Annotated in this window: 12 protein-coding genes; 8 read left to right on the top strand and 4 right to left on the bottom strand. The window is 64.2% G+C overall.

The window, feature by feature from the left end; genetic code table 11:
- Nucleotides 1–8 precede the first annotated feature (8 nt).
- Genes WOC76_RS04510 through WOC76_RS04520 form a run of 3 tightly spaced genes read right to left on the bottom strand, consistent with a single transcriptional unit; the run spans nt 9 to nt 5,110 of the window.
- Entirely contained in the window at nt 9–1,493 is a 1,485-nt protein-coding gene (locus WOC76_RS04510) for a TolC family outer membrane protein (RefSeq protein ID WP_341431291.1), read from the bottom strand.
- Nucleotides 1,494–2,969 carry an HlyD family type I secretion periplasmic adaptor subunit gene (locus tag WOC76_RS04515; protein WP_341108649.1) on the bottom strand — a complete coding sequence of 492 codons (1,476 nt, stop codon included), beginning with the start codon at nt 2,967–2,969 and terminating at the stop codon, nt 1,494–1,496.
- Nucleotides 2,969–5,110 (bottom strand): type I secretion system permease/ATPase, encoded by a 2,142-nt coding sequence (locus WOC76_RS04520; RefSeq protein ID WP_341387511.1) that lies wholly within the window; start codon nt 5,108–5,110, stop codon nt 2,969–2,971. Before WOC76_RS04520 ends, WOC76_RS04515 begins: the two co-directional genes overlap by 1 nt.
- Before the next feature lie 719 nt (nt 5,111–5,829).
- On the opposite strand from WOC76_RS04520, the gene WOC76_RS04525 reads away from it, so the two are divergent.
- Nucleotides 5,830–11,277, top strand: coding sequence for a peroxidase family protein (locus tag WOC76_RS04525; RefSeq protein WP_341108648.1), 5,448 nt, complete (start codon nt 5,830–5,832; stop codon nt 11,275–11,277).
- Nucleotides 11,278–11,436: 159 nt separating this feature from the next.
- Nucleotides 11,437–13,575, top strand: a complete 2,139-nt coding sequence (locus WOC76_RS04530; protein WP_341431292.1) for an Ig-like domain-containing protein — start codon at nt 11,437–11,439, stop codon at nt 13,573–13,575.
- A gap of 122 nt (nt 13,576–13,697) precedes the next feature.
- Here WOC76_RS04530 and WOC76_RS04535 read toward each other — a convergent pair whose 3' ends face one another.
- Nucleotides 13,698–14,561: an alpha/beta fold hydrolase gene (locus WOC76_RS04535; RefSeq protein WP_341108645.1), complete on the bottom strand. Its 864-nt coding sequence runs from the start codon at nt 14,559–14,561 to the stop codon at nt 13,698–13,700.
- 515 nt (nt 14,562–15,076) lie between these two features.
- Between WOC76_RS04535 and WOC76_RS04540 the strand changes: the two genes are divergently transcribed.
- The 6 genes from WOC76_RS04540 (at nt 15,077) to WOC76_RS04565 (ending at nt 23,340) form a co-directional block, all read left to right on the top strand.
- On the top strand, nt 15,077–15,487 hold the full coding sequence (locus tag WOC76_RS04540; RefSeq protein WP_341108644.1) for a hypothetical protein: 411 nt from the start codon (nt 15,077–15,079) through the stop codon (nt 15,485–15,487).
- Nucleotides 15,488–15,653: 166 nt separating this feature from the next.
- The gene (locus tag WOC76_RS04545; protein ID WP_341108643.1) at nt 15,654–17,333 is read left to right on the top strand and encodes a carbamoyltransferase family protein; all 1,680 of its coding nucleotides are present in this window, start codon (nt 15,654–15,656) and stop codon (nt 17,331–17,333) included.
- A 162-nt stretch (nt 17,334–17,495) separates the two neighbouring features.
- On the top strand, nt 17,496–17,855 hold the full coding sequence (locus WOC76_RS04550) for a hypothetical protein (RefSeq protein ID WP_341108642.1): 360 nt from the start codon (nt 17,496–17,498) through the stop codon (nt 17,853–17,855).
- 171 nt (nt 17,856–18,026) lie between these two features.
- Nucleotides 18,027–20,282 carry a TOMM precursor leader peptide-binding protein gene (locus WOC76_RS04555; protein ID WP_341431293.1) on the top strand — a complete coding sequence of 752 codons (2,256 nt, stop codon included), beginning with the start codon at nt 18,027–18,029 and terminating at the stop codon, nt 20,280–20,282.
- 2 nt (nt 20,283–20,284) lie between these two features.
- Nucleotides 20,285–21,724 (top strand): SagB/ThcOx family dehydrogenase, encoded by a 1,440-nt coding sequence (locus tag WOC76_RS04560; protein WP_341108640.1) that lies wholly within the window; start codon nt 20,285–20,287, stop codon nt 21,722–21,724.
- Complete coding sequence (locus tag WOC76_RS04565) at nt 21,721–23,340, top strand: amidase (protein WP_445928455.1); 1,620 nt, start codon at nt 21,721–21,723, stop codon at nt 23,338–23,340. Before WOC76_RS04560 ends, WOC76_RS04565 begins: the two co-directional genes overlap by 4 nt.
- The last annotated feature ends 4 nt before the right edge of the window (nt 23,341–23,344 follow it).

A 23,344-nucleotide genomic window follows, 5' to 3' on the forward strand; every position in this document is an offset into this window, starting at 1 on the left:
CGATTGGACTAAGGATAGCGTCTTTCCGTCGCGTCTTCGGGACCCGATACGCCGATCCATTTGTCTTTGACCTGGCTGAAATGTTTGTTCGGCTCGTAAGGCGTCACTTCCAGATCCAGCATGTCGATGGAGAGGCTCCCCATCGCCGACAGCACGGCGTAACTGCCAACGACCACGTCGCGCTGCGATGTGATGAGATTGACGCGAGTGTTCAATAATGTCTGTTGGGCGTTGAGGACGTCGAGCGTCGTGCGCTGCCCGAAAGCGGCCTCGTCGCGAACGCCGCGCAAAGCAATCTCCGCCGCCTTGACTGCATTCTGGTTGAAAGTAACCGACGCCCGGGCTGTCGAGAATTGACTGAACGCCTGAACAACGGCCGCACGCACGGCATTGCGCTGCACGGTTGCGTGGATGCGCGCCTGACCGAGTTGCTCCTTGGCCTGCCGGATGAATGAATATTCGGAACCGCCCTGATAGAGCGGCACGTTCAGCTGCGCCATGAGTTGCGCGCCGAACTGGCGCGTGTGCGGATAGCCGAAATAGGAGTCATATTGCTGAATGACCTGGGCGCCGACGCTGGCAGTCGGCATAAGCTGACTTTCGGCAACGCCAACCGCCGCCTCTGCCGCTGCAACCTGGTGCCCGGACTCGATGATGGACGGATGCTCGGCAAAGGCGCGCGCAATCGCATCCTCACGGCTCTGGGGAAGAAGATGCGCAAGCGATGGCGGGGGGTCGAGCCTTTTTGGCTCTTCGCCGACGATCTGCTGATAGATCGCGGCGCTGTTCTGGAGGGCGCCTTCTGCGGCGGCGTAATCTGCCTGAGCTTGCGCAAGCGCGGCGTTCGCCTGCGCCACATCCGTCCGTGTCACCTCACCGAACAGCTGACGGTCCTTGGTCACGCGCAACTGTTCCTGCAAAACCTCGATATTCTTCTTTCTCAGTCCCAGCACGGCGGTGTCGCGCAGCACATTCATATAGGCGGTCGCGCCCTTTTCGAGCGTCTGCTGCTCTGTTTGTCGAAGCGCCTGTCGGGAGGCCTCGACCATGGATTCAGCCTGAGACATTGCGTTTTTCGTCTTCCAGCCGTCGAAGACAGGTTGTTGCAGATTGAATGTGCCCGTTCGCGGCAGGCCGGAGTATTCGTCCGTCTGAAAGACTCTAGCGCTGAACTGATTGATGCCGGCGGGCGCCTTGATATAGGTCCGCTGCGGTCCGCCGTTGAACGAGAGACTTGCCTTGGGTTTCAGCCCTGCGGCCGCCTTCGGGACTTCCTCGTCGCGAACGCGCACGACAGCCCGTTGCTCATCCAATTCAGGATTATTCACATATACCTTGGCCAATGCGCCGCGAATTGTTTCGGCCTCCGACCGAGAGGGTTGGCAAACAAGCGGCGCAAGCGCAACCATGCAGCAGACGAGGCGCAACCGTCGGCGAAAAGCCTGCCCCGTCCTGCCCGCTCCATCTGGTTGGCTTTGCGTCTCGGCCAGCATCTAGCGCTCTTTCATCGCTCTCGAGGTCGTTTCGACCAATGGCGACAAGAGATATTCGATGATGCGTCGCTTGCCGGTCTTGATTTCGACCGTCACCGCCATGCCAGGCGTTAGCGGCACATCGACGCCGTCGATGCCAATGGATGTCTTGCCGAGCTTCAAGGTCACCGGAAACACGAGATTCTGAATCCTCTGCGCGCCGACGAACATTCCTGATTTCTGTGACCTCGCGGGATTGCCTTCGGCCATTTGCGCTTCCGGATCCGGTATGGCGTCGCGACCGACTCTCGTGACCTGCGCATCCACCGTCCCGAATTTCGTGAAGGGAAAGGCCTCGATCTTCACGATCGCCGGCTGACCGTTCTTGATGAAACCGATGTCCTTGTTTTGGGCGTAACTCTCGACCTCGAGCCCCCCATCATCCGGCACGATGCGCATCAACTCTTCGCCAGACTGCACGACCTGGTTGCGCGTCGTCACGGTCAGACCCAAAACCGTGCCAGCGATCGGACTCGTCAGAACCATGCGCGCGGTCCTGACCCGCGCCTTGCTCAGTTTTTGTTCGAGATCGTCGATTTGCCGCTCGGCTTCATTGGCCTTCGCTTCATTCTCCGCCAGAAAAGCGTCGATCGTCTTCTGCCTTTCGCTGGCGAGGACGCGAAGCCCTTCGTTGGCTTCCACGAGCTGGCCTTTCTGCATCGCCAGCGTCGTTTGCTGCGACTGCAGGGACTCCATGGCGTCGATGACCGCGGCCTTCGGCGTGGATCCTCTGGCGAGCAGCGCCGAACGCAGATCCACGCGCTGCTTCAATGTTTCGACGAGCTGCTCCTCCGAGACGATCATCGCCTCGAGACGGGCGATCTCCCCTTTCTTTTGAGCGACCTGGGCGTCGATATTCCTGACGATGCTTTCAAGCTGCTGAAGATCGGCCTTCATGACCCGCTCTTCACGCTCTCTGATTTTGCCAGTGATATGGCTCGGCCAGCTGATGGCGGGCGCGCTGGCCTCGGTATCCTTCAGCATGTCCTTTTTGACGATGTCCAGCACTGCGCTGCGCCGAAGCTTCTCCGCCTGAAAAGACTCGAGCGCGCTTTTCGAGGCCGTTTCGTCCGCAACCGCCTCGGTTTTGTCGAGCTCGATGAGAACGTCATTTGCTTTGACGCGCTGCCCATTCTCGACTTTCACATCGACAACCCTGCCGGGCTCGAAGGGCTGAATCGTCTTGACGCGTCCCGTCGGCTGGAGCTTCCCCTGCGCGAGGGCGATGATGTCGATCTGTCCGAAATAACTCCACAGCAACGCAAAAACCGCGAGAACGCAAATCACCCAGATCAAAACGACCTGAACAGGCGAGGGCGGGGTCTCGAGAATCGAAATTGCCGCCGGCAGAAATTCCTGATCGTCACGCGCACGCTTCGCGAAGACGAGGCTCTTGATTCTGTCGGAGACGGACAGGGACATGCGGCCAATCTGCATCAGCCGTTTCCTGTCATATGCGTTTGCAGCGCCCAGAGATGTGCGTAAAGCCCCTTGTCGTTTTTCAGCAGCTCGTCGTGCGAGCCGACCTCGACGATGCGGCCGCCCTCCATGCCGACGATGCGATCGCATCGGCGCACCGCCTGAAGGCGATGGGCGATGATGATGACGGTTCGGCCTTGTGCGATATTGAACATGTTTTCCTGGATCAGCTTCTCACTCTCGTAATCGAGCGCGCTGGTTGCTTCGTCGAGGATCAGAATCGGCGGGTTGATGGCGAGCGCGCGGGCGATGGCGATGCGTTGCCTCTGCCCACCGGAAAGATTGGCGCCTCTTTCCTCGATGATCGTGTCATAGCCGTTCGACAAACGACTGATGAACTCGTCGGCGCCCGACAGGCGCGCCGCCTGGATGACCTGAGCGCGCGTCATCCCTGGATTGGAAAGCGCGATATTGTCGTGCAGGGACCGATTGAAAAGCAGATTTTCCTGGAGGACGACGCCAATTTGCGAGCGCAGCCACGAGGGGTTGACCTGGTTGACGTCGACGCCGTCGACAAGGACCTGTCCGGCCTCGGGGATGTAGAAGCGCTGTATGAGTTTTGCGAGCGTCGATTTTCCTGATCCGGAGCGCCCCACCACGCCGATGACCTCGCTCGGCCTGATGGTCAGCGAGACGTTTTTGAGCACCTCGGCCGAGCCCGGATTGTATCGGAAGGTGACGCCCCGAAATTCGATCGCGCCTTTTGCCGGCGGCAGATTGCCATGAGCCAGGTTCAGCGGCTCCATGGGCGTATTCAGAATATCGCCGAGGCGGTCGACAGAGATCTGGACCTGCTGAAAATCCTGCCAGAGCTGGGACAGTCTCAGGATCGGCTGCGACACTTGCGCCGAGATCATGTTGAAGGCGACCAGTTCGCCGATGGAGAGATCGCCGTCGATGACCGCTTTCGCGCCAAAGAGCAGCAGAAGAGCGGTCGTCAGCTTGTTGACGAGCTGAATTGCCGATTGGCCCGAGGCGCCGAGAAGCCCGGCGTCGAACGAAGAGGAGACATAGGCTGCAAGCTTCTCTTCCCACTGAACCTGCATGGCGGGCTCGATCGCCGCGGATTTGATCGTCTGCGCGCCGACGACCGCTTCCACCAGCATTTGCTGGCTTTCTGCGCCGCGATTGAACTTCTCCTTGATCTGCTCCTGCAAAACCGGCCGAATGACCGCGGCGACGATCACATAAAGCGGGATCGACAGCAGCACGATCAGCGTCAGCTTCCAGGAATACATGATCAAAACAATGATGAAGATGATGGTGAAAAGAATGTCCAGGACAGAAAACAATCCCTGTCCGGTCAGAAAGCCCCTGATGGTTTCGAGCTCGCGCACGCGCGCCACCGTTTGGCCCGCCGAGCGCGTCTCGAAATAGTTCATCGGCAGATGGAACAGGTGGAAGAAGAGGCGCCGCCCGAGCTCCACGTCGATTCGATTGGTCGTGTGGGTCAGCGCATAGGTGCGAAGATACTGCAATACGACGTCGAACACATTGACGACCAGCAGCCCGCCCATCAGCACAAACAGCGTATCGTAGCCCTTGTGGCTCAGCACCTTGTCGATCACGACCTGGAAAAACAGCGGCGTGACGAGGCCGAATATCTGCAGGAACAGCGACGCCAGCAGCACATGCCCCAGCGGCTTCCGGTAGCGCCAGATCGACGGCAGAAACCACCGAAGGCTGAACGTCTGCGGATCGACGCCCGCGCCGCCGAGACGACGCGACACCAGGATGATGTTCGGTTCGACCGTCGCGAGCGTCTCCTCGGGGGAGAGTTCCTGATGCTGCCGCGTGACCGGATCGACGAAGCGGAATTTTCCTGAAGGTTGCTTGCCTCCGAAGACAACGAAACGCCCATCCCGCCGCCGCGCAATCGCGGGGACCGGGATCTTGATGAGGCGCTCGACGACGGCAGCGTCCGTCATGCGCGCCTTCAGGCCGAGCAGCTTCGCCGCATGGAGAAGATCGCGCGACTCCGCAGCGCGCCCCTGTAGGGACAATTCGCGCTGAATCTGCGCGGGGTCGGCCGCCACGCGGTAGTATCCTGCGATGGCGCAAAAAGAGAGAAGGCCCGAGTCGGGTGCGTTTTGGGTCATCTTGGCTCAGCTTGCGCGCCACCGACCTCGCCGAGGCGACCGACGCGTCGCGGCTGGAAAAACGCGCTTGGAGACATGTGCGTGCTGGACCCTCTCACAACCGGCCATGAAGGAAGGCGCACGCGCGGCGCCGCTATCCAGGCGCCCGGCTCGTGAGGCCGCAGCGCCGAAACCAAACGCGAATCAAACGTATGCGCGGGTCCGACGACCACACTTTGTTTCTTCGAATCGCACGTTCGGATACATGAGCGAGTTTTGTAACTCACCGAAACGGATTCGTAAATAGATAGTAAACACGCGCTTCAGGGGCTGCGTGCCGCTTTTTTGAGCGCAGACGCCAGGGCTGCGCCCGGAAACGGTGAGTAAACAAGGCGCGAAAATCGCGTCGGGGCGCTTCCCGGAAAACCGTGGATAATTAGGCGGGAACGCAAAGGATAGCGATCAGTTTTCATCATGATCGCCGGCTCGAGGGTTTGATCCTGGCGCCCAAAACGTCCGCGCCCGTCGTCTTTCGGCTATCCGCCAGTGGGCGTCGGCGCCCTGTCGTGGGGAACGCGGGCGACGCGCGAGCGTACGGCCTGCAAGCTCAATTATTAAAAAATCGTTAACAGTCTCTGGCGCCAAACTTTTTTTCTATCTTGGCCCCAATTTATCTTGTTGCCGAATGAAACTCGATGTAACCAGAGTCGTTACTGCTGCACGCTGCCGAGGAACGTAGGATGAAACTGACGCTGACCGATTTGAACTTCTGGTGGAACCAGATCAATCTGCCGAACAATACCCCTGCGTTCCCCACCGATCCGACCGGTTTGCGCGACGTCTCCGGCGCCGGCAACAATGTTTTCAATCCGAGCTGGGGCAACACGAATCAGCTCTTCCCGCGTCTCACCGCGGCGCAGTGGCGCAACGCCCAGGGAACGCTGGACGCGACGTTCCAGCCGGTCCTAACGCCGACGAGCTATGCGACGCGCGGCGTCAACCTCATCGACGGGCAGCCTCGCAACATCAGCAATTGGGTCGCGAATTCCAATCCCGGAGCGCTGGCGGCGCTGGGTTACACCACGCCGGGCGAGCAGAAGCTCGCTGTGCAGGACGACCCTTCCAAGACGCCGAATGGTCGCGTGTCGCCGCTGACTGGCGCGGATAATCCGCTGGCCGCCAGCTCCTTCATGGGCTTTTTTGGCCAGTTCTTCGATCACGGTCTCGACTTCGTGAAGAAGGGCGCCGACGGCGTGGTTTATGTGCCGCTCGACGCGGGCGATCCGCTCTATGCGCAGGCCACTCAGGCCAATGTCCCGCCGGGCTTCCTCGCGTCGCGCACGAATACGGCGGCCGTCGCTTTCGGCGCCGGCGGATCCGACCAGGTGTTGCAGGATCTGCTCGGCGCGAATGGCGTCGAGGGAGGCCGTTCCTTCACTGCGGTGACGGGCGCCGGCGCGCTCGGCGCGACCGCCGGGGGCAATATCATTCTCAACGGCCGGCTGATCGCCATTCCGGCCAGCAACGGCGGCGCCGCCGGCGATCAGGCGATCCTGTCGGCGATCAACGCCGTCACGGGAGAGACCGGGGTCACGGCGTCGCTCGACGGCGCAGGTCGGCTTACTCTGACGCCCGCGGCGGGCGACAGCTTCAACACGATTTCGCCCTTCATCGATCTCAGCCAGTCTTACGGCTCGATCGGCGATCACACTGTCTTCCTTCGCGAATATGATGCGAACGGCAAGGCGACCGGCGAGCTCGTCAGCGGCAATACGGCGGGCGGCTCCGTTCTCAATGGCGGGACGAGCACCGGCGTGTCGCGCTGGTCGGACATCAAGACGAATGCGCTTCGCATCGGCATCACCCTGCACGACTACAATGTGAATGGCGTGCCGGTTTTCCGTCACAATGCGGACGGCAGCACCTATTTCGACGCCAATGGCAAGGCCTGGCTCGTCGCGACCGACAAGACGACCGGCGCGGTCGTTTATGTCCAGGACACGGCCAAGGACAAGCTCGCCGCTGCGAATCTCGAGCTTCTGACCAATCCGCAGGCGTTCCTCGACGATATTGCGCACGCGGCGAACGCCGCGCTCGGCAATAATCTGAACGCTGCGGGCGACATCATCGACGCCACGAATGCGGCGCTGCTCAACGCCCATGTCATCGCCGGCGATGGTCGCGCCAACGAAAACCAGGGCCTCACCACGATCCACGACATCTTCCACAGCGAGCACGCCAACAATGTGCAGCAGGTGTTGTCGCACTTCCAGGTGACGAGCGGCGTCGCTGGGGAGGCTGGCGCGGTTTACCTCAAGGACGCGAACGGCAATTACGTCGATACGCAAGGCCGCGCCTGGACGGGCGAGGATATCTTCCAGGCCGCCAAGGGCGCGACCGAGATGGAGTATCAGCATCTCGTCTTCGCCGAATTCGCGCGCAAGCTCAGCCCGAACATCAACGCCTTCGCCGGTTACGACATTACGATCGATCCGGCCGTGACGTCGGAGTTCGCGAACGCCGTCTATCGTTTCGGCCACTCGATGATGACGAACAACATCGAGGAAACTCTTGCTGACGGGACGGACGTCTCCATTCCGCTGCTGCAGGGCTTCCTCGATCCGCTGAACTACAATGCGGATACGGCAAGCAACATCATGCGCGGCACGACCAACGCCGTCGGCAACATGATCGACGAGTGGGTTACGCCGGTTCTGCGCGACAACCTCGTGGGCCTGCCGCTCGATCTCGCGACGCTCAATCTGGTGCGCGGCCGGGACACGGGAACCGCCGCCCTGAACGTGGTCCGCGCGGACCTCTTCGCGCAGACGGGCCTGACCTCGCTGAAGCCCTATGCGAATTGGGATGAATTCGGCGCGAATCTCGTGCATCCCGAATCGATCGTGAACTTCATCGCGGCCTATGCGGAGACGGTCCTCAAGACGGACTTCGCCAATGTGCATGCGACCCAGGCGGAAATCGACGCCGTCAACAACGACGCGACGCTGACGCCCGAGCAGAAGACCTTCGCGCTCAACGCGCTCGATCTGCGCGCCAAGGCCATCGCCGCCAGCCAGGACACCGCCTTCATGACGGCGGGGGCCGGCTCGGCCGCCTATGACGCCATGAACAGCATCGATCTGTGGATCGGCGGCCTCGCCGAGCAGAAGGTGTCGGGCGGCATGCTCGGGTCGACCTTCGACTTCGTCTTCGCCAACCAGCTCATCAAGCTGCAAAACGCCGATCGCCTGTATTATCTGAACCGCCTCGCCGGGACAGACATGCTGACGACGATCGACAGCCAGCTGTTCTCCGATCTGGTGATGCGCAACACCAATGCGCAGCATCTCTACGCCGATATCTTCTCGGCGGCGGACGACACGGTCGACATGAACAAGCTGTCGGCCGACCAGAGCAAGGATTACGGCACGCTGGCGGCGCTGAAGGCCGTGAAGATCGCCACCACCGACGCGCTGGGCAATCCGGTCACGGTCGGCACGGCGGGCTTTGTCGGCAATACGTTCTACGGCAATGCGGGCGACTATCTCGACGCCCGCGGCGTGCTCAGCCCGAACGGCGCCGGCGTCGCCAGCGAGACCATCATCGGCACGGCGAACGCCGACCGCATCAATGCGCTGGATGGCAACGACACCGTCTATGGCGACGGCGGCAATGACTTCATCGAAGGCGGCCTCGGCAACGACTTCCTGAAGGGCGGCAATGGCGACGACACGATCTATGGCGGCGGCGGCGCCGACACGATCGACGGCGGCGACGGCAATGACACCATCATCGGCGGCACGGGCCTCGACGTCCTGGCCGGCGGCGAAGGCAATGACGTCTTCGTCATGGACGCCGCCGAATTCGGCCGTGGCAACACGGTCGATGGCGGCACCGGCTTCGACGTTGTCGACTATTCGCTCGCGGTTGGCCCGACCCCGAACACGGGTCTGACCATCGACCTCGGCGTCGTCGGCGCGGCGATCGTTCCGCCGACGCAGACCCCGCCCGACTCCTATCTGAATGTGGAGGGCGCTCGCGGCACGCGCTTCGCCGACACGATGCTGGCGAGCCAGGGCGGCAACGCCGCCAATCCGAACCCGATCTACCAGAACGACGCGCTGGGCAATCCGGTGCTCGTCAATCAGTATGGCGTGGAGGTGGTGCCGAACGCCGCGGGTACGAACGGTCAGAATGTCTTCGTAAAGTTCACCTTCGAGGGTGGCCTCGGCAACGACTCCATCACCGGCAGCAACGGCCTCGACACGGTCTCCTATGAACATGCGGCCGGGGCGGTCACTGTCACGCTGACATCGCCGGCCGCGGGTTCGCCCGCGGGAACGCCCAATAGCGGCGTTTCCACCGGCGCGGACGGCAACGACACGCTGTCGAGCATCGAGAACATTCGCGGCGGCGCCTTTGCGGATACGCTGACGGGCGACGGTGGCGCGAATGAGATCGAGGGCGGCGCGGGCGCCGACCGCATCAACGGCGGCGCTGGCGCGGACACGGTCTCCTACGAGCACCGGGCCACGGGCGTGTCGGTCAATCTCCGGACCGGCGCGAACAGCGACAATGACGTCCTCACGAGCATCGAGAACGCGAGAGGATCGGCCTTCGCCGATACGCTCACGGCGTCGAACGCCGGCAGCGTCCTTTGGGGCATGGATGGGGCTGACTCGCTCGTCGGCGGGACCGGCAACGACACGCTCGACGGCGGCCTCGGCGCGGACAACATGCAGGGTGGCGCCGGAAACGACATCTACGTCGTCGACAATATCGGCGACGTGGTGACCGACACCGGCGGCGTCGACACGGTCCGCACCTCGCTCGTGAGCTATGCTCTCGGCGCCAACATGGAGAATCTCGTCTTCACGGGCCTCGCTGGCTTCACCGGCACGGGCAATGCGCTCGCCAACAGCATCACCGGCGGCGACGCCGGCGACATCCTGGATGGCGGCGCGGGCGCGGATACGCTGGTTGGCGGCGCTGGCGACGACGTCTACCTCGTCGACGTGAATGGGGCCGGCAACGGCCTCCAGGATACGATCGTCGAAGGCGCCAACGCCGACGCGGTCTTTGGCGCTCCGGTCACGGGGACCGATGCGCCGTCTTCGGCGATCCCGCTGGCTGCGGGCTTCACCGCGGCGACGGGCGGCGTCGACACCATCCGGCTCCGCAGCACGGTCAATACGACCTACACGCTGCAGAACAACGTGGAGAACCTCGATGCGTCGCTGATCGGAGCGGGCCTCACCGCGGCCCTCACCGGCAACGCCGCCGCGAACGTGATCACCGGCCATGCCGGCGTCGACGCGATCAATGGCGGCGCGGGCGCCGACACGATGACGGGCGCCGCTGGCGCCGACCGCTTCGTGTTCAGCTCCGCGGCCGACATCGGCAACGCCGTCAACGCGCGGGACATCATCCGCGACTTCACGTCGGGGACCGATAAGCTCGATCTCTCCGCCGTCGACGGCAACAGGAACCAGGCCGGCGTGCAGGGCTTCACCTACATCGGGGCCAGCGCCTTCTCGAACGTCGCAGGCCAGCTGCGTCTCGATCAAGGCGTCCTGTTTGGCGACACGAACGGCGACGGCGTCTCGGATTTCCAGATCCAGATGGACGGCGTCACGTCGCTGACCAATGCCGACTTCATCTTCGCCACGGGCGGGGGTGGCGGCGGCGGCGCGCTGCCTGCGAATCCGGGGACGCCGGGCCAGACGTTCACGTCGACTCTGGCGCGGCCGAACATCACCGGCACGGCTGGCAATGATACGATGAACGGCAATCTGCGCGCCAACACGATCACCAGCCGCGCTGGCAATGACGTGATGACGGGCGGCGCCGGGAGAGACACCTTCGTGTTCAGCAACCTGGACGTGACGAACAACGCCAACAGCTCGGCCGCGACGTCGCTCTACACGGACACGATCACCGACTTCTCCGCCGCGCAGGGCGATATCATCGATCTGCGTGGAATCGACGCCAACAGCGCGGTTGCCGGAGATCAGGCGTTCACCCTGCTCGGGGCTGGCCAGCAGTTTACGGCCGCGGGTCAGGCGCGTCTCGTCGTCAATGGCGCCAACAGCACGCTGGAGCTGAATACGACCGGGGCGACCGGGGCTGATTTTGCGATCAACCTCACCGGCGTCACCGCTCTCCCGGGGGCCAACGTTCGTCTCTAAGAACAATGCGGGCGCCGGTTTGTCGGCGCCCGCTCTCTCGGTCCTCGGCGTCAGTCGCCAGGCCTTGCCGGTTTTTCGGGAGCCCTCGCCGTTCCGCGCGATGGCTCCTTACGAGTTGCGTTGCGTCTGTGTTTGACCAGGAACAGCGGGCATTTCGAGATGGTGAAGACGCCAACCATTACCGACGCATGGGCGACGAACGGCTACGTCAACAAAGATAATAACGCGCCTTTCCAGATGCTCTCGGGGACCGCGGACCCCGGCGCCACGATTCATATCTTCTTCAATGGCGGCACGTCTCCCGCCTTTACGGTCACGGCCGGTCAGAACGGGCGGTGGACCAAGGTCATCGGCACCCTGCCGGACGGCAGTTACAGCTATATCGCCGTCGCTACTGTAAACGGCGTCTCCAGCGACCCCAGCGCGCAGCTCGATTTCATCGTCGACACGCAACCGCCGGCGGCGCCCGTGCTCAAGCATGTCGCGGACGCCTCCAACCCGGCGCGCGACAATGGGTTCAGCGTGACGGCTGGCGCGGCGGTCATCGTGTCTGTCGGCGGCGTGCCGCTCACGGATCAGCAATTGGCGGCTGACTTCACCAGGACGACAGCGGACGGTTTCGACACCTATCTCGCAAATCCCGGGGTCTTCACGGGTTACGAAGTCATTTCCGTGCTCGCCACGCAGTCCGACGATGCGGGGAACCGCAGTTCGGCTCAGACGATGCTCCTCAACAATGTCCCCGCGCCGGGGACCGCCCCGACGATTTCGGACATCGCCGTCGTGAATGGCTTTGTCAACGCCGCGCACAATACGGTGGACCAGACGCTTTCGGGAAAAGCGGCGGCCGGCGCGGAGGTGGTGATCTATCGCAACGGCTCCGAAGCCTATCGGGTGACCGCCGGCGCCGACGGGAGCTGGAGCAAGACGATCGGCGCGCTGTCCGATGGGACTTACAGCTACACGGCCGCGGCGATCCTCGCGGGTGAAACGAGCCAGCTCAGTCAGCCGCTCGTCTTTGTCGTCGACACGGCGCCGCCGGCGGCGCCCGCTCTGAGCCACATCGCCGGCTCGGCCGCCAACATCGACAGCGGCTTCAGCGTCACCGCGGGCGCGGCTGTCGAGATCCTCGTCGCGAGCCAGAAGCTCACGGCCGAGCAGGTCGCCGCGGATTTCGTCAAGACGACCGTGAATGGTCTCGACTTCTACGTCGCCAAGCCCGGCGCCTTCACCGGGACCCAGTCGATCAGCGTTTCCGCCACTCAGACGGACCCGGCAGGCAATGTGAGCCCGGTCCAGAGTCTCGTCCTCAATCCGCTGGCCGCGCAAAATCCCGCGCCTGCGAGCAATGGCTCAGGGACTGTGTATCCGAATTTCATGGCCGCCATGACGGACAACGCGCTTGTCTTCGGCGCCGAGCCGACGGCGGCGAGAGCGCAGCTCCTCTACGACTTCACGACAAACACCCTGTCTTTCGACAGCGACGGCACGGGTCCGAACGCAGCGGAAGCAATCGGCTCCGGCCTGGGCCTCGATCATCTCGTCTTCGGCGACCGTGCAACAGCCGCAGGGCCGCAGCTTATCTTCGATCCCGCCAAAAGGTCGCTTTCGGTCGACATGGACGGGACCGGGCCAAAGGCTGCCGTCGAACTCTATTCGCTGGAGCCGAGCTCTCTGGCGGCGCGCGTTTCGAGCTTCTTCACCAATCTCATGAATGATTCGCGTGACCTGTTTCAGGAGTACCGCGATGCATTCCTTTCTGAGTCTGGGCGGCATTATAACTCCTTTGGAAGCAGCACGCCGGGCGACGATACGCTGACCGGAACGGCGGGGAACGACTTCATGCGTGGAGGCGCCGGCGCCGACTCGCTCTCCGGTCTCCTGGGAAATGATTTTCTCTCCGGCGGCGTCGGCGACGACTGGCTGTCGGGTGGGCTGGGCTCGGATGTCCTGCGCGGCGGCGCGGGGCAGGACGCCTTCGTTTTCGACACGACGCCTGTCAGTGGTCAGATCGACGTAGTGCGTGATTTTGTAGTTCAGGAAGACTACATCGAACTCTCGCAATCCGCCTTCGCCGCGCTGGATCTCGGGAACCTCTCCGCCGACGCCTTCTACAGCGCGCCCGACGCGACGAGCGCCCAGACGGCGAGCCAACATATTATTTTCAATCAGACCACCGGCGCGCTGCTGTACGACGCCGACGGTTCACAGAATGGCGCGGCGCCCATTCAGTTCGCCACATTGACGCCGTCGGGCATGGTGGGCACGCTCTCCGCCGGCGATTTCCAGGTGACGTGAGACGTCGAAGGGGAGACCCTTCGTGCGTCTTGGCTGAAGAAAAACACGCCGCTGATGGCCGTATCCATCAGCGGCGTGTTTTCGTTCAGGGCGCCGCCAGGGCCGGTAGGCTCCGGCGCTCTTCATGGCGGCGGCCGGCAGGCGAATGCCTGGGCGAGCTCGTTGAACCTCGACGGGTTCTCCAGCCACATGAAATGGCTCCCGCCCTCACTCTCGTTGAATATCTGCAACTCCGCGCCGCGGATGCTGGCGGCGATCCATTTCTGGGACGCAACGGTGAACAGGCTTTTCTCGGCGCCGACCACGAGCGAAGGGAGCCGGATGCGGGTGATGGCGTCCCGCCAATCCTGAGCGCCGTGATCCAGGAGCAGGCGGGCGGCAAGAGGTCTGGGCATCTGGAGATTTTCCGCTGTCACCCAGTCGATCATTTGCTGCGGAAAAGCTGGCGTGAAGAAACGTTTTTCGATGAATTTCCGGGTCTCCAGCAGCGCGCCCGGTCCCTCGAATTTTTCCACTGCGTCGAAGAGGTCCTGCGCCGTGAAGATGGAGCCGTAGTCGGCCTTTTCCTGCTCGGTCCAGGCTCGCCGGGCTGTGATGACTGGGGCCTGATCAATTAAAATAAGCTTGGAAATGCGGCTTTCACCGAATTGTTCGAGGTAACTCCAGATGACGGAGCATCCCATCGAATGCCCGGCCAGGATGACCCCTGACAGTTCGAGGGCGTCGAGGGCGTCGTGCAGATCCGCCGCGAGCCGCGCAATTCGATAGCCATGGGCCGGCTTGTCCGATTTGCCATGGCCGCGCATGTCGATCGCGATGACGTGGAAGCGCTCCCGCAAACCTTCCAGCTGGAAGCGGAACATTGCAGCCGTCTGGGACCACCCGGGGATGAAAACCAGCGGCGTTCCCGAGCCCGCCTCGATATAATGCAGCCTGACGTCATCGCGCGTGGCGATCGTTCCGCACTCGAAATCAATTGCCTGCATTCCGATTTCCTATGCTTCTGCAAAAGAAACTGACGTAAATGAAATCCCGTTGCGGATCATAGGAGCGACGGCGGCGCATTGATAATAGGTATCGTTACGTACTCGAAAGACAAGGGCAATGGCTCGGTTATCGGTCTTCTTCGAGCAGGCAGCAGGGATTTTAGGTATTTCTTAAGGGTAAATCCTCGTATCCGGTCTCCCGATCAGAAAGTGTGGCATCATAAGATCGTAGGCAAAGTCGTGCGCGGACAACAGGCTGCTAATAGGGAGCCAGACGAGTATGACCCAATTTGTCGCCAAGAGCGCGGAGTCGGTTAGAGCCTTTATAATCCCGGCCACAGCAGATGCGCTTCGTCGTATCGCGAGACTTCCGGAGGCTCTCGCCCATGCGATCGAGAAGGTCGCAATCGGGAAGTAACACAGAGACCCGACCGCCCAATCGGCGGCCGGGTTCCGAAAGCGGGCGCACAGCCGCCGCGCGCAGAAGCGTTCGACAAATTGCCCGGAGGCGAGAAATGAGATCACTGCGTCTGATTCTCCTGGCGTTGGCCTCCTGCGCGGCAATGCAGGCAAACGCTGGACCTCGCGAGACGAAAGTAAGGCCGCCGGTCTGCTCGGTAACGACGATCGCGGAGATATCCGCGCGGATCGGCGAGGAGATCAATGGGAAATTCGTGCCCGGCGATCCGAAGGATGTGGGGACGGCGATCCGCTACGCAAACGGCGTCGGCGGGGTTTCTTATGATTATGTCCCCGCCATTTCAGAAAGGTCGAGGGTGGGCGACAGGGTTCGACTGTGTCTCGTCTCGCGTTACGTCGGATGCCCGAAAGGGGACGAACGCGGAAAAACCTATCTCGCCGTGAACCTTAGGACACACGAAAAGTGGTCTCTTCCCGACGCGCAACATATCTGCGGCGGAGCCTGAGCCGCGACGCTGTAGCCCCTGCGGCGGGGCGCCGCCTTTTCTTTCCCAATCCATTTTTGGCATGATGCCCGTCCGGGGCGCGGGTCTGTCTCCCAGGCTCGCGAGACGAAAAACTCCGCGCCTTCCCCGAAATTGCGAGGCGCGGGCGAGAGCGAGCCTGCCGCCAATGAATATTCTCGGCATTAATTCCGTCTTTCATGAATCCGCGGCGGCGCTCGTGGTCGGTGGGAAAGTTGTGGCGGCCTGTGAGGAAGAGAGGTTCTCGCGGGTCAAACACGCAAAGGAGGCGCGGGTCGACAATCCGCATGAACTGCCGGAGCAGGCGGTGCGCTTTTGTCTCGATCATGCGGGGCTGCGGCCCCACGACGTCGACATGGTCGCCTATTCCTTCGAGCCGCGGCTGAGGCGGACGAAGTTCCGGCCCGAATGGTGGCCGGACAGCAGCCTCGAAGACATCTTCCTGGAGCGGTTGGACGAGATCGACGAGGCTGTGGCCAGATTGATGGGCCGGCGCTTTGGCCGCGCGCTCAAATACATCCCCCATCACCTCGCGCACGCCGCCTCGGCCTATTATCCTTCGGGCTTCGACAAAGCGGCCATTCTGGTCATCGACGGGATCGGCGAAGCCGACTGCTCGATGCTGGCGCGCGGCGAAGGCGCCCGTATCAGCGTGATCGAAAGCCTCGCCTACCCGCATTCTCTCGGCTTCGTGTGGGAGCATACGAGCGTTTATCTGGGTTTTTCAGCCTATGACGCCGCAAAGGTCATGGGTCTTGCGGCCTATGGCGACCCCGAGGTTTTCCGTCGGGAATTCTCCTCGATCATCCGGGTCGCCGACGAAAGCTATGCGGTGGACCCGCAGGCCATCGGTTTTGACGCCCTCGAACCGCGCGGCCTCGACGCGCTCTTCGGGCCGAGGCGGGCGCCCGACGGGGCCTTTCTGCCGCATCATATGCATGTCGCGGCGGCGCTTCAGGATGCGACCGACCTCGCGGTCCTGTCCCTTGCGCGCCGTCTGGAAAGAGAGACGGGCGGCGGCGCTCTCTGCCTCGCCGGCGGCGTGGCGCTCAATTGCGTGACGAATTCGCGGCTCGCTCGTGGGGGCGGCTTCAGCGACATCTTCATCCCATCGGCGCCGCATGACGCCGGAACGGCGATAGGGGCGGCGCTCGTCGCCCATTGCGCGGAACGCGGCGCGAGCCGCCCGTCCGGCGGCGCGACGCCTTATCTTGGTCCGCACTACAGCGAGCGGGAGGCGCTGGCGGCCATCCGCGCCGCCGGCCTCAAACCCCGAAAATGCAGCAATGCAGCGCTCGAGGCCGCCGAGATGATCGCGGACGGCAACATTGTCGGCTGGTTCCAGGGGCGGATGGAGTTCGGGCCGCGCGCGCTGGGCAACCGTTCCCTTCTCGCCGATCCGCGCCGCCCGGACACGCGCGCCATCCTCAATCGCCGCGTGAAGCATCGGGAGGATTTTCGTCCCTTCGCGCCGAGCGTCCTCGCCGAACAGGCGGATGACTGGTTCGATCTCGGCCCGCTGTCGCCCAGTCACGAATTCATGCTTTTCGCTTGCCCGACCAAGCCCGGGCGCGCGGCGCGCATTCCAGCTGTCATCCATGAGGACGGCACCGCCCGCGTCCAGATCGTCCGGCAAGCGGCCAATCCGCGATACCACGAGCTGATCTCCCGCTTTTTCGAGCGAACGGGCGTGCCGCTCGTGCTGAACACATCTTTCAACGACAGTGAGCCCATCGTCTGCACGCCGTCCCACGCCATCGCCACATTTCGCGGCGCGGGGCTCGACGCCCTGTTCATCGGCGACATTTGCCTGACGGCGGAGAACTGAGGCGCGGATAGGAATCGACACGCGGAGGCGATGAGCAAACAGGCTGAATTGCAGCCGTGAGAAGCTCAGCCGCCCTGCGGGGGGCATTGACGGCGCCGGGTCGGGTGCTAAATTGCCGCTGTTGGGGTAGTGGGTTTTTATCTTTTTGCGGAGGTAGGGCAAATGGCGCGATCATCGGACCACTCTAATGGCCCCCATCGAGGCAAAAAGGCGCTCGGCGTCCTCGGCGTATCCCTGATCGCAGGCGTCGCCTGCAACCAGAGCGGCCCCGCCGAAGCGGCGACCCAGCCGGCGAGCGGCAATGTCCGCATGATCGACGATCTCCAGGAGCAGGAGGTTTTCGACGTCGGCCTGAGTTCCTTCCGCCTGTTCGACCGTGAAGACGTCAAGGACGCGAAGCCCGAAACCGTCGCCTGGTGGGGATGGGGCTGTCGCGGCTGTCGTGGTTGCGGCGGCTGCCGCGGCTGTGGCGGGTGTAGAGGTTGCGGCGGCTGCAGGGGCTGTCGCGGCTGCGGCGGCTAAACTCCGCAAGATTGCAGCTCATTGGAGTCGACTGCGCCGCGCGGGCATAGCCCCCGGGCGGCGTCATGCGCCCTTGTCCGACGGCATGCGCCTCTCGTCGCGCAAGGCATGTCGTTCGGCCTGCGCGCCTATCCGCCTCGACGCGACGGGCTTTGAGCTGGCGGCCGACAGATGACGATGGAAGCGCCCGCGCGGCGATCAGAGGGACGCATCGGGGACACCCTTCGGTTCGCCCCGAACTATTCCGTTTATCTTCTGCCTCCCGACGTCGTCTGTCTCTACTCCGAAAGCCGCAAGTTCTTTCTGCGCGGCGCGCTGTATTGCGCGCTCGCCGAGCGGATCGGGTCTGGCGAAGACCGGGCGTCGATCGTTCACGCTCTTTCGGTTCAGTTTCCGGCGTCAAAGATCGAGGAGGCGTTCCAGCGGTTGCTCGATCGCCGCTTCATCGTCGCCTCCACCGTCGCTCAGGACGCAACGGCGGCCTATTGGGCGAGCCTCGGTTTGAATCCGGTCGCTGCGGCTGAGAATTTGCAAAAGGTGGGCGTTCGTGTCGAGTCGCTCGGCGCCGGCGGGCGGGAGGGGCTCACGGCCGCGCTGCGCGGCTTCGGGGTCAGAGTCTCGGACGACGCGAGCGATCTCACGATCGCGCTCGTGGGCGATTATCTCGACGAGGGGCTCGCCGCCTTCAACGAGCGGCGCCTCGAGGACAAGCAGGACTGGCTGCCCGTTCAGGCCACGGGGCTTTTTCCGCTCGTCGGCCCCATCTTCAGCCCCGGCAGGGGCGCCTGCTGGAGATGCCTTTCCGACCGGATGAAATGGAACCGCCAGATCAGGGCCTTTCTCGACCGCAAGGAAGCGCGCTGCGTCTCGGCGTCGCCGCTCGGCGCAGAGATTCTCGGGAGCGCCGGCGTCTCGCTGGCGGCGGCGGAGATCGGCAAGGCCATCGCCAGCGGCTTCCGCAGCGATCTCGGGCAGCACATCGTGAGCCTCGACATGCTGGGCTCGGAGGTCGCGCGCCATTATGTGCCGGCGCGCCCGCAATGCCCGGTCTGCGGCGACGCGACGATGCGCGATCCGCAACGCACGCCCGTTCCCATAAGGCTGCGCGCCGGAGGACGGATCGTCGTGACGAGCGGCGGCTACCGCTCCATGACGCCGGCGGAGACGGTCGCTCGCCATCGCAAGCATGTGAGTCCGCTGACCGGCGTCGTTTCGCATCTCGAGAGAATCAGCAGCGATCAGCCGCTCGACGCCAGCTTCGTGGCGCGTCACAATTTCTCGCCTTCGCCGGAGACCGTCGAGGCGCTTCAGGCTGGCCTGAGCGGGGACAGCTATGGCAAGGGCAGTACGGCGGAGCAGGGCGAAGCCAGCGCGCTGATGGAGGCGATCGAACGCTACAGCGGCATCTTCCAGGGCGACGAGATCAGGACGACCCGCCGCTTCGTGGATTTTCCGGCCGGCGAGGCGATCCATCCCGAAGAGATCCTCCACTACAGCGACGCGCAATATGCGGAGAGCGCGAAGGGCTGCTGCTCGGGCGATGGCGCGCCGCGCCGCTTCGATCCTTCCGCCGAGACCGAATGGTCGCCGGTCTGGTCGCTGCGCGATGACCGCTTCAAATATGCGCCGACCGGCCTTCTCTATTTCTTCCACGAGTCGGAATCGGAAAACCGGCTGAGCGCCGACTCCAATGGCTGCGCCGCCGGCAATACGATCGAGGAGGCCATTCTCCAGGGCTTTCTCGAACTCGTGGAGCGCGACGCCTACGCCATCTGGTGGTACAACAGGGTGCGCCGTCCGGGGATCGACCTCGATGCGCTCGGCGACAGCTATGTCTGCGACCTGCGCGCCGCCTTCGCCGCCATGGGCCGCGACGTGTGGGCGCTCGACGTCACCAACGATATCGGCATTCCCGTCGTGATCGCCGTGGCGCATTGGAAGGAAGAGGGGCGCGAGTTCATCGAGGTCGCGGCGGGCGCGCATTTCGATCCGCGCATCGCGACGCTGCGCGCCATGACCGAGCTCAACCAGTTCCTGGCCATCGAGCGGCTGAGGGGCCGGCCGGAAGGAAGCGGGGCCGACGATTACGGAAGCGATCCGCTGCCGCTGAGCAAGCACGCCTGGCTGCGTCCCGAGGGCGCCGCCGTCTTCGGCCCGTCGCCGTTCGGTGAGTTCGCCATGCGCGACCGGCGCGAACAGGTGCGCGCCTGCGTGACGCATATGGCGAGGAAGGGATTCGATTTCCTGGTTCTCGACCAGACACGGCCCGATATCGAGGCGCCGGTCGTGCGGGTGATCGCGCCCGGCCTGCGCCATTTCTACCGGCGGTTCGGGCCGGGCCGGCTCTATGACGTCCCCGTCGCGCTCGGCTGGCGGCAGCGGCCGACGCGGGAGCGGGACCTCAATCCTCTTTTCCCCCGGACGTGACAGTGAGCGAAAACTCCCGCGCCGCGCCCGCAAGGTTGTTCGCCAGATTGAACCCCGGCGTCTCTCTGAAGGAAGGAGCAGGCGGCGTATTGTCGGCGCTCTTCGACGGCCAAACGCTACTCCTCGGCCGGTTCAGCGCCACGGCGCTGCGCGGCGCCGATGCGCTCGCGACGGGCCTGCCGCTGTCCAGCGCCCGCGAGGGCGAAGCGCCCGAGGAAAAGGAGCTGCGCGCCCTCGTCGAGCGCCTCGCCCTGCACGGCCTCGTCGAATATCGCCTCGCCCGCGCGCCGGACGGCCCCGATCTCGTGACGATCGAGCCGCAGATGCGGGATTACCGCCCCAACATCGAGAAACTCCACGAGATGCGGCGATATATCCTCTCGCGCTTCGCCACGCTGCGGCGGCGCGGAGAAGATATGGTGCTCGAGTCGCCTCTCTCCGGAGCCGCCATCCGCCTCGGCGACGGCGGCGCCATCGGGGCCGTAGCGCGCCTCTCGAAGCCGACGTCGCTTGCCGAACTGAGCGCGGACTCGGGCTTTCCCGGAGAGGCGTTTCTCGGGCTGCTCGTCGATTGCAAGATGGCCTTCACGCCCGACCCCGGTAAAGGCCTGCGCGCCAGCGAGGGCGACGAGGCGCTCGCGCTGTGGGAAGTTCACGATCTCCTTTTCCATGTGCGCAGCACCAACGGCCGGCACGCCAATCCGACCGGCGGATTGTACGCCCAGGCGCATCTCGCGCCGCAGCCGCCGGCCGTGCGGCCCGCCTGGCCCGGCCCCGCGATCGACCTCGACAGATTCGCCGCTACGGCCGACTCCGATGTGGCGGCGCTGCTGCGCCGGCGCCATTCCGATCGCGTCTTCGACGATGCGCATCCCATTACGCTCGCCGAGGTCGCGCGGTTTCTGGACGGCGCCGCGCGCATCTGCGCGCGGCGGACGTTTCGCGACGACCATGGAGGGGAGACGGAGATCGCGGCGCGGCCTTACCCCTCCGGCGGGGCGAGCTATGAGCTCGAATTTTATCTCGCCGTCGACAGATGCGACGGGCTGCCGCGCGGTTTCTATCACTATGACGCCGACCGCCACGCGCTCGTGGCGATTGGCGCGACCGAGCGTCAGGTCGGGGCGATGATCGACGACGGGCAATTCGCCATGGGCGCGCCGAGGCCGCCGCAAATCATGATCACGCTGGCGGCGCGCTTTGGGCGCGTCTCCTGGAAATACAGCGGCTTCGCCTATTCGCTCGTCCTCAAGCATGTCGGCGTCGTCATGCAGACCCTCTATCTGATGGCGACGGACATGGAGCTCGGCGCCTGCGCCATCGGCGCCGGCGACATCGACCTCTTCGCCCGCATGACCGGCCTGCCTTTCCATGTCGAAGGCGCCGTCGGCCAGATGGCGATCGGCCGCGCCGCCGCGGATTCTCGCGATCACGAGGGATGATCAAAGACAGGCGTCCGGCCGCCGCTTGCCCGACGCGGCGCGCTTTTCTCATCGAGGCCGGCGTCGGCGCCGCGTCTCTGGCCTGCGGCGGCTCGATCATGGCGGCGCAGGCCGCGCCGGATCTGGAATATTCCTCGGCCGGCGACCTCCTGGCCGCGCTGCAAGCCCGCCGCGTCTCGGCCATGGAGCTCGTCGATCTCGCGATTGCGCGCATCGAGGCGCTGGACAAGGCCATCAACGCCGTGCCGGTGCGAGACTTCGAGCGCGCCCGCGCCGCAGCCCGCGCCGCCGATGAGGCGCGGGCGAAGGGAGAAACCGGCGCGCTGCTCGGCGTTCCCGTCACCGTGAAGGAATCGTTCAATGTGGCCGGCCTGCCGACATGCTGGGGCGTCCCGCGCTTTGCGCAGTTCATGCCCGAAGACGACGCGGTCGCGGTCTCGCGGCTGAAGAAGGCCGGCGCCGTCATTCTCGGCAAGACCAATGCGCCGCAATGGCTGAGCGACTGGCAGAGCTACAACGCCGTTTACGGAACGACCAATAATCCGTTCGATCTCCGCCGCACGCCGGGCGGATCGTCGGGCGGGTCGGCGGCGGCGCTGGCGGCGGGTTTTGGCGCGCTGTCGGCTTGCTCCGACATGGGCGGGTCCTTGCGCCAGCCCGCGCATCATTGCGGGGTCTACGCCCACAAGCCGACGCTGGGATTGATCCCTCGCCGGGGCCATGCGCCGCCGGGAAACGCGCCCCTGGCCAATGAGCACGCGCTCGCCGTCGTCGGTCCGATGGCGCGCAGCGCGGCCGATCTCGCGCTGGCGCTCGACGTGATGGCCGGGCCGGACGAGATCGACGCGGGCCTCGGCTACCGGCTCGCTTTGCCGCCCCCGCGCCACGAGAAGCTGAGCGACTTTCGCGTCCTTGTGATCGACAGGCATCCGCTGGGGCCGACGGCGGGCTCCATCCGCGCAGCGCTCGCGACATTGGCCGAACATCTCGCCCGGGCCGGCGCGCGCGTTTCCGAGAAGCGGGGCCTCGCATCGGATCTGGCTCCGGACCTCGCGCAGGCGACGCGGCTTCATGCGCGGCTTCTCTCCGCCTATTGGGGCGCGGGGCTTCCCTTCGGCGCCTATGAAAGACTTTTCCGCGACGCCGACGCCTTTTCTTCGCAAGATCGCAGCCTCGCGGCCGAGCGTGCGCGCGGCGCGGTCTCGAGCTTTCGCGAATGGCGCGGCGCCGAGGCCGAACGCGCGGCGATCCAGCAGAAATGGCGCGCGCTATTTCGTGAGATCGACGTGGTGCTGTGTCCGGCGGCGCCGACGACGGCCTTCCCGCACGATCATTCGGAGCCCATGGAGGCCCGGCGCCTCCGCGTCGACGGCAGGCTCTATTCCTATCTCGACGCTCATACGATCTGGGCGGCGCCGGCGACCGTCGCGGGCCTCCCGGCGACCGTCGCGCCGATCGGCCGCGACGGCTCGGGCCTGCCGATCGGCGTGCAGATCATCGGCCCCTCTCTCGAGGACCGCTCGACCATCGCCTTCGCGGCGCTTCTCGAACGCGCATTCGGCGGCTTTGCCCCCCCGCTGATGAACGACAAGCCGCGGGCCTCTCGCAAAGCCTGAACGC

It is taken from the genome of Methylocystis sp. IM3, assembly GCF_038070105.1.
GTDB lineage: Bacteria > Pseudomonadota > Alphaproteobacteria > Rhizobiales > Beijerinckiaceae > Methylocystis.

Excerpts from the sequence above, each read along its gene's own strand:
- WOC76_RS04525 (WP_341108648.1), top strand. The coding sequence starts at position 5,830 with ATGAAACTGACGCTGACCGATTTGAACTTCTGGTGGAACCAGATCAAT.
- WOC76_RS04555 (WP_341431293.1), top strand. The coding sequence starts at position 18,027 with ATGACGATGGAAGCGCCCGCGCGGCGATCAGAGGGACGCATCGGGGAC.
- WOC76_RS04550 (WP_341108642.1), top strand. The coding sequence starts at position 17,496 with ATGGCGCGATCATCGGACCACTCTAATGGCCCCCATCGAGGCAAAAAG.
- WOC76_RS04565 (WP_445928455.1), top strand. The coding sequence starts at position 21,721 with ATGATCAAAGACAGGCGTCCGGCCGCCGCTTGCCCGACGCGGCGCGCT.
- WOC76_RS04535 (WP_341108645.1), bottom strand. The coding sequence starts at position 14,561 with ATGCAGGCAATTGATTTCGAGTGCGGAACGATCGCCACGCGCGATGAC.
- WOC76_RS04545 (WP_341108643.1), top strand. The coding sequence starts at position 15,654 with ATGAATATTCTCGGCATTAATTCCGTCTTTCATGAATCCGCGGCGGCG.
- WOC76_RS04530 (WP_341431292.1), top strand. The coding sequence starts at position 11,437 with ATGGTGAAGACGCCAACCATTACCGACGCATGGGCGACGAACGGCTAC.
- WOC76_RS04510 (WP_341431291.1), bottom strand. The coding sequence starts at position 1,493 with ATGCTGGCCGAGACGCAAAGCCAACCAGATGGAGCGGGCAGGACGGGG.
- WOC76_RS04515 (WP_341108649.1), bottom strand. The coding sequence starts at position 2,969 with ATGCAGATTGGCCGCATGTCCCTGTCCGTCTCCGACAGAATCAAGAGC.
- WOC76_RS04540 (WP_341108644.1), top strand. The coding sequence starts at position 15,077 with ATGAGATCACTGCGTCTGATTCTCCTGGCGTTGGCCTCCTGCGCGGCA.
- WOC76_RS04520 (WP_341387511.1), bottom strand. The coding sequence starts at position 5,110 with ATGACCCAAAACGCACCCGACTCGGGCCTTCTCTCTTTTTGCGCCATC.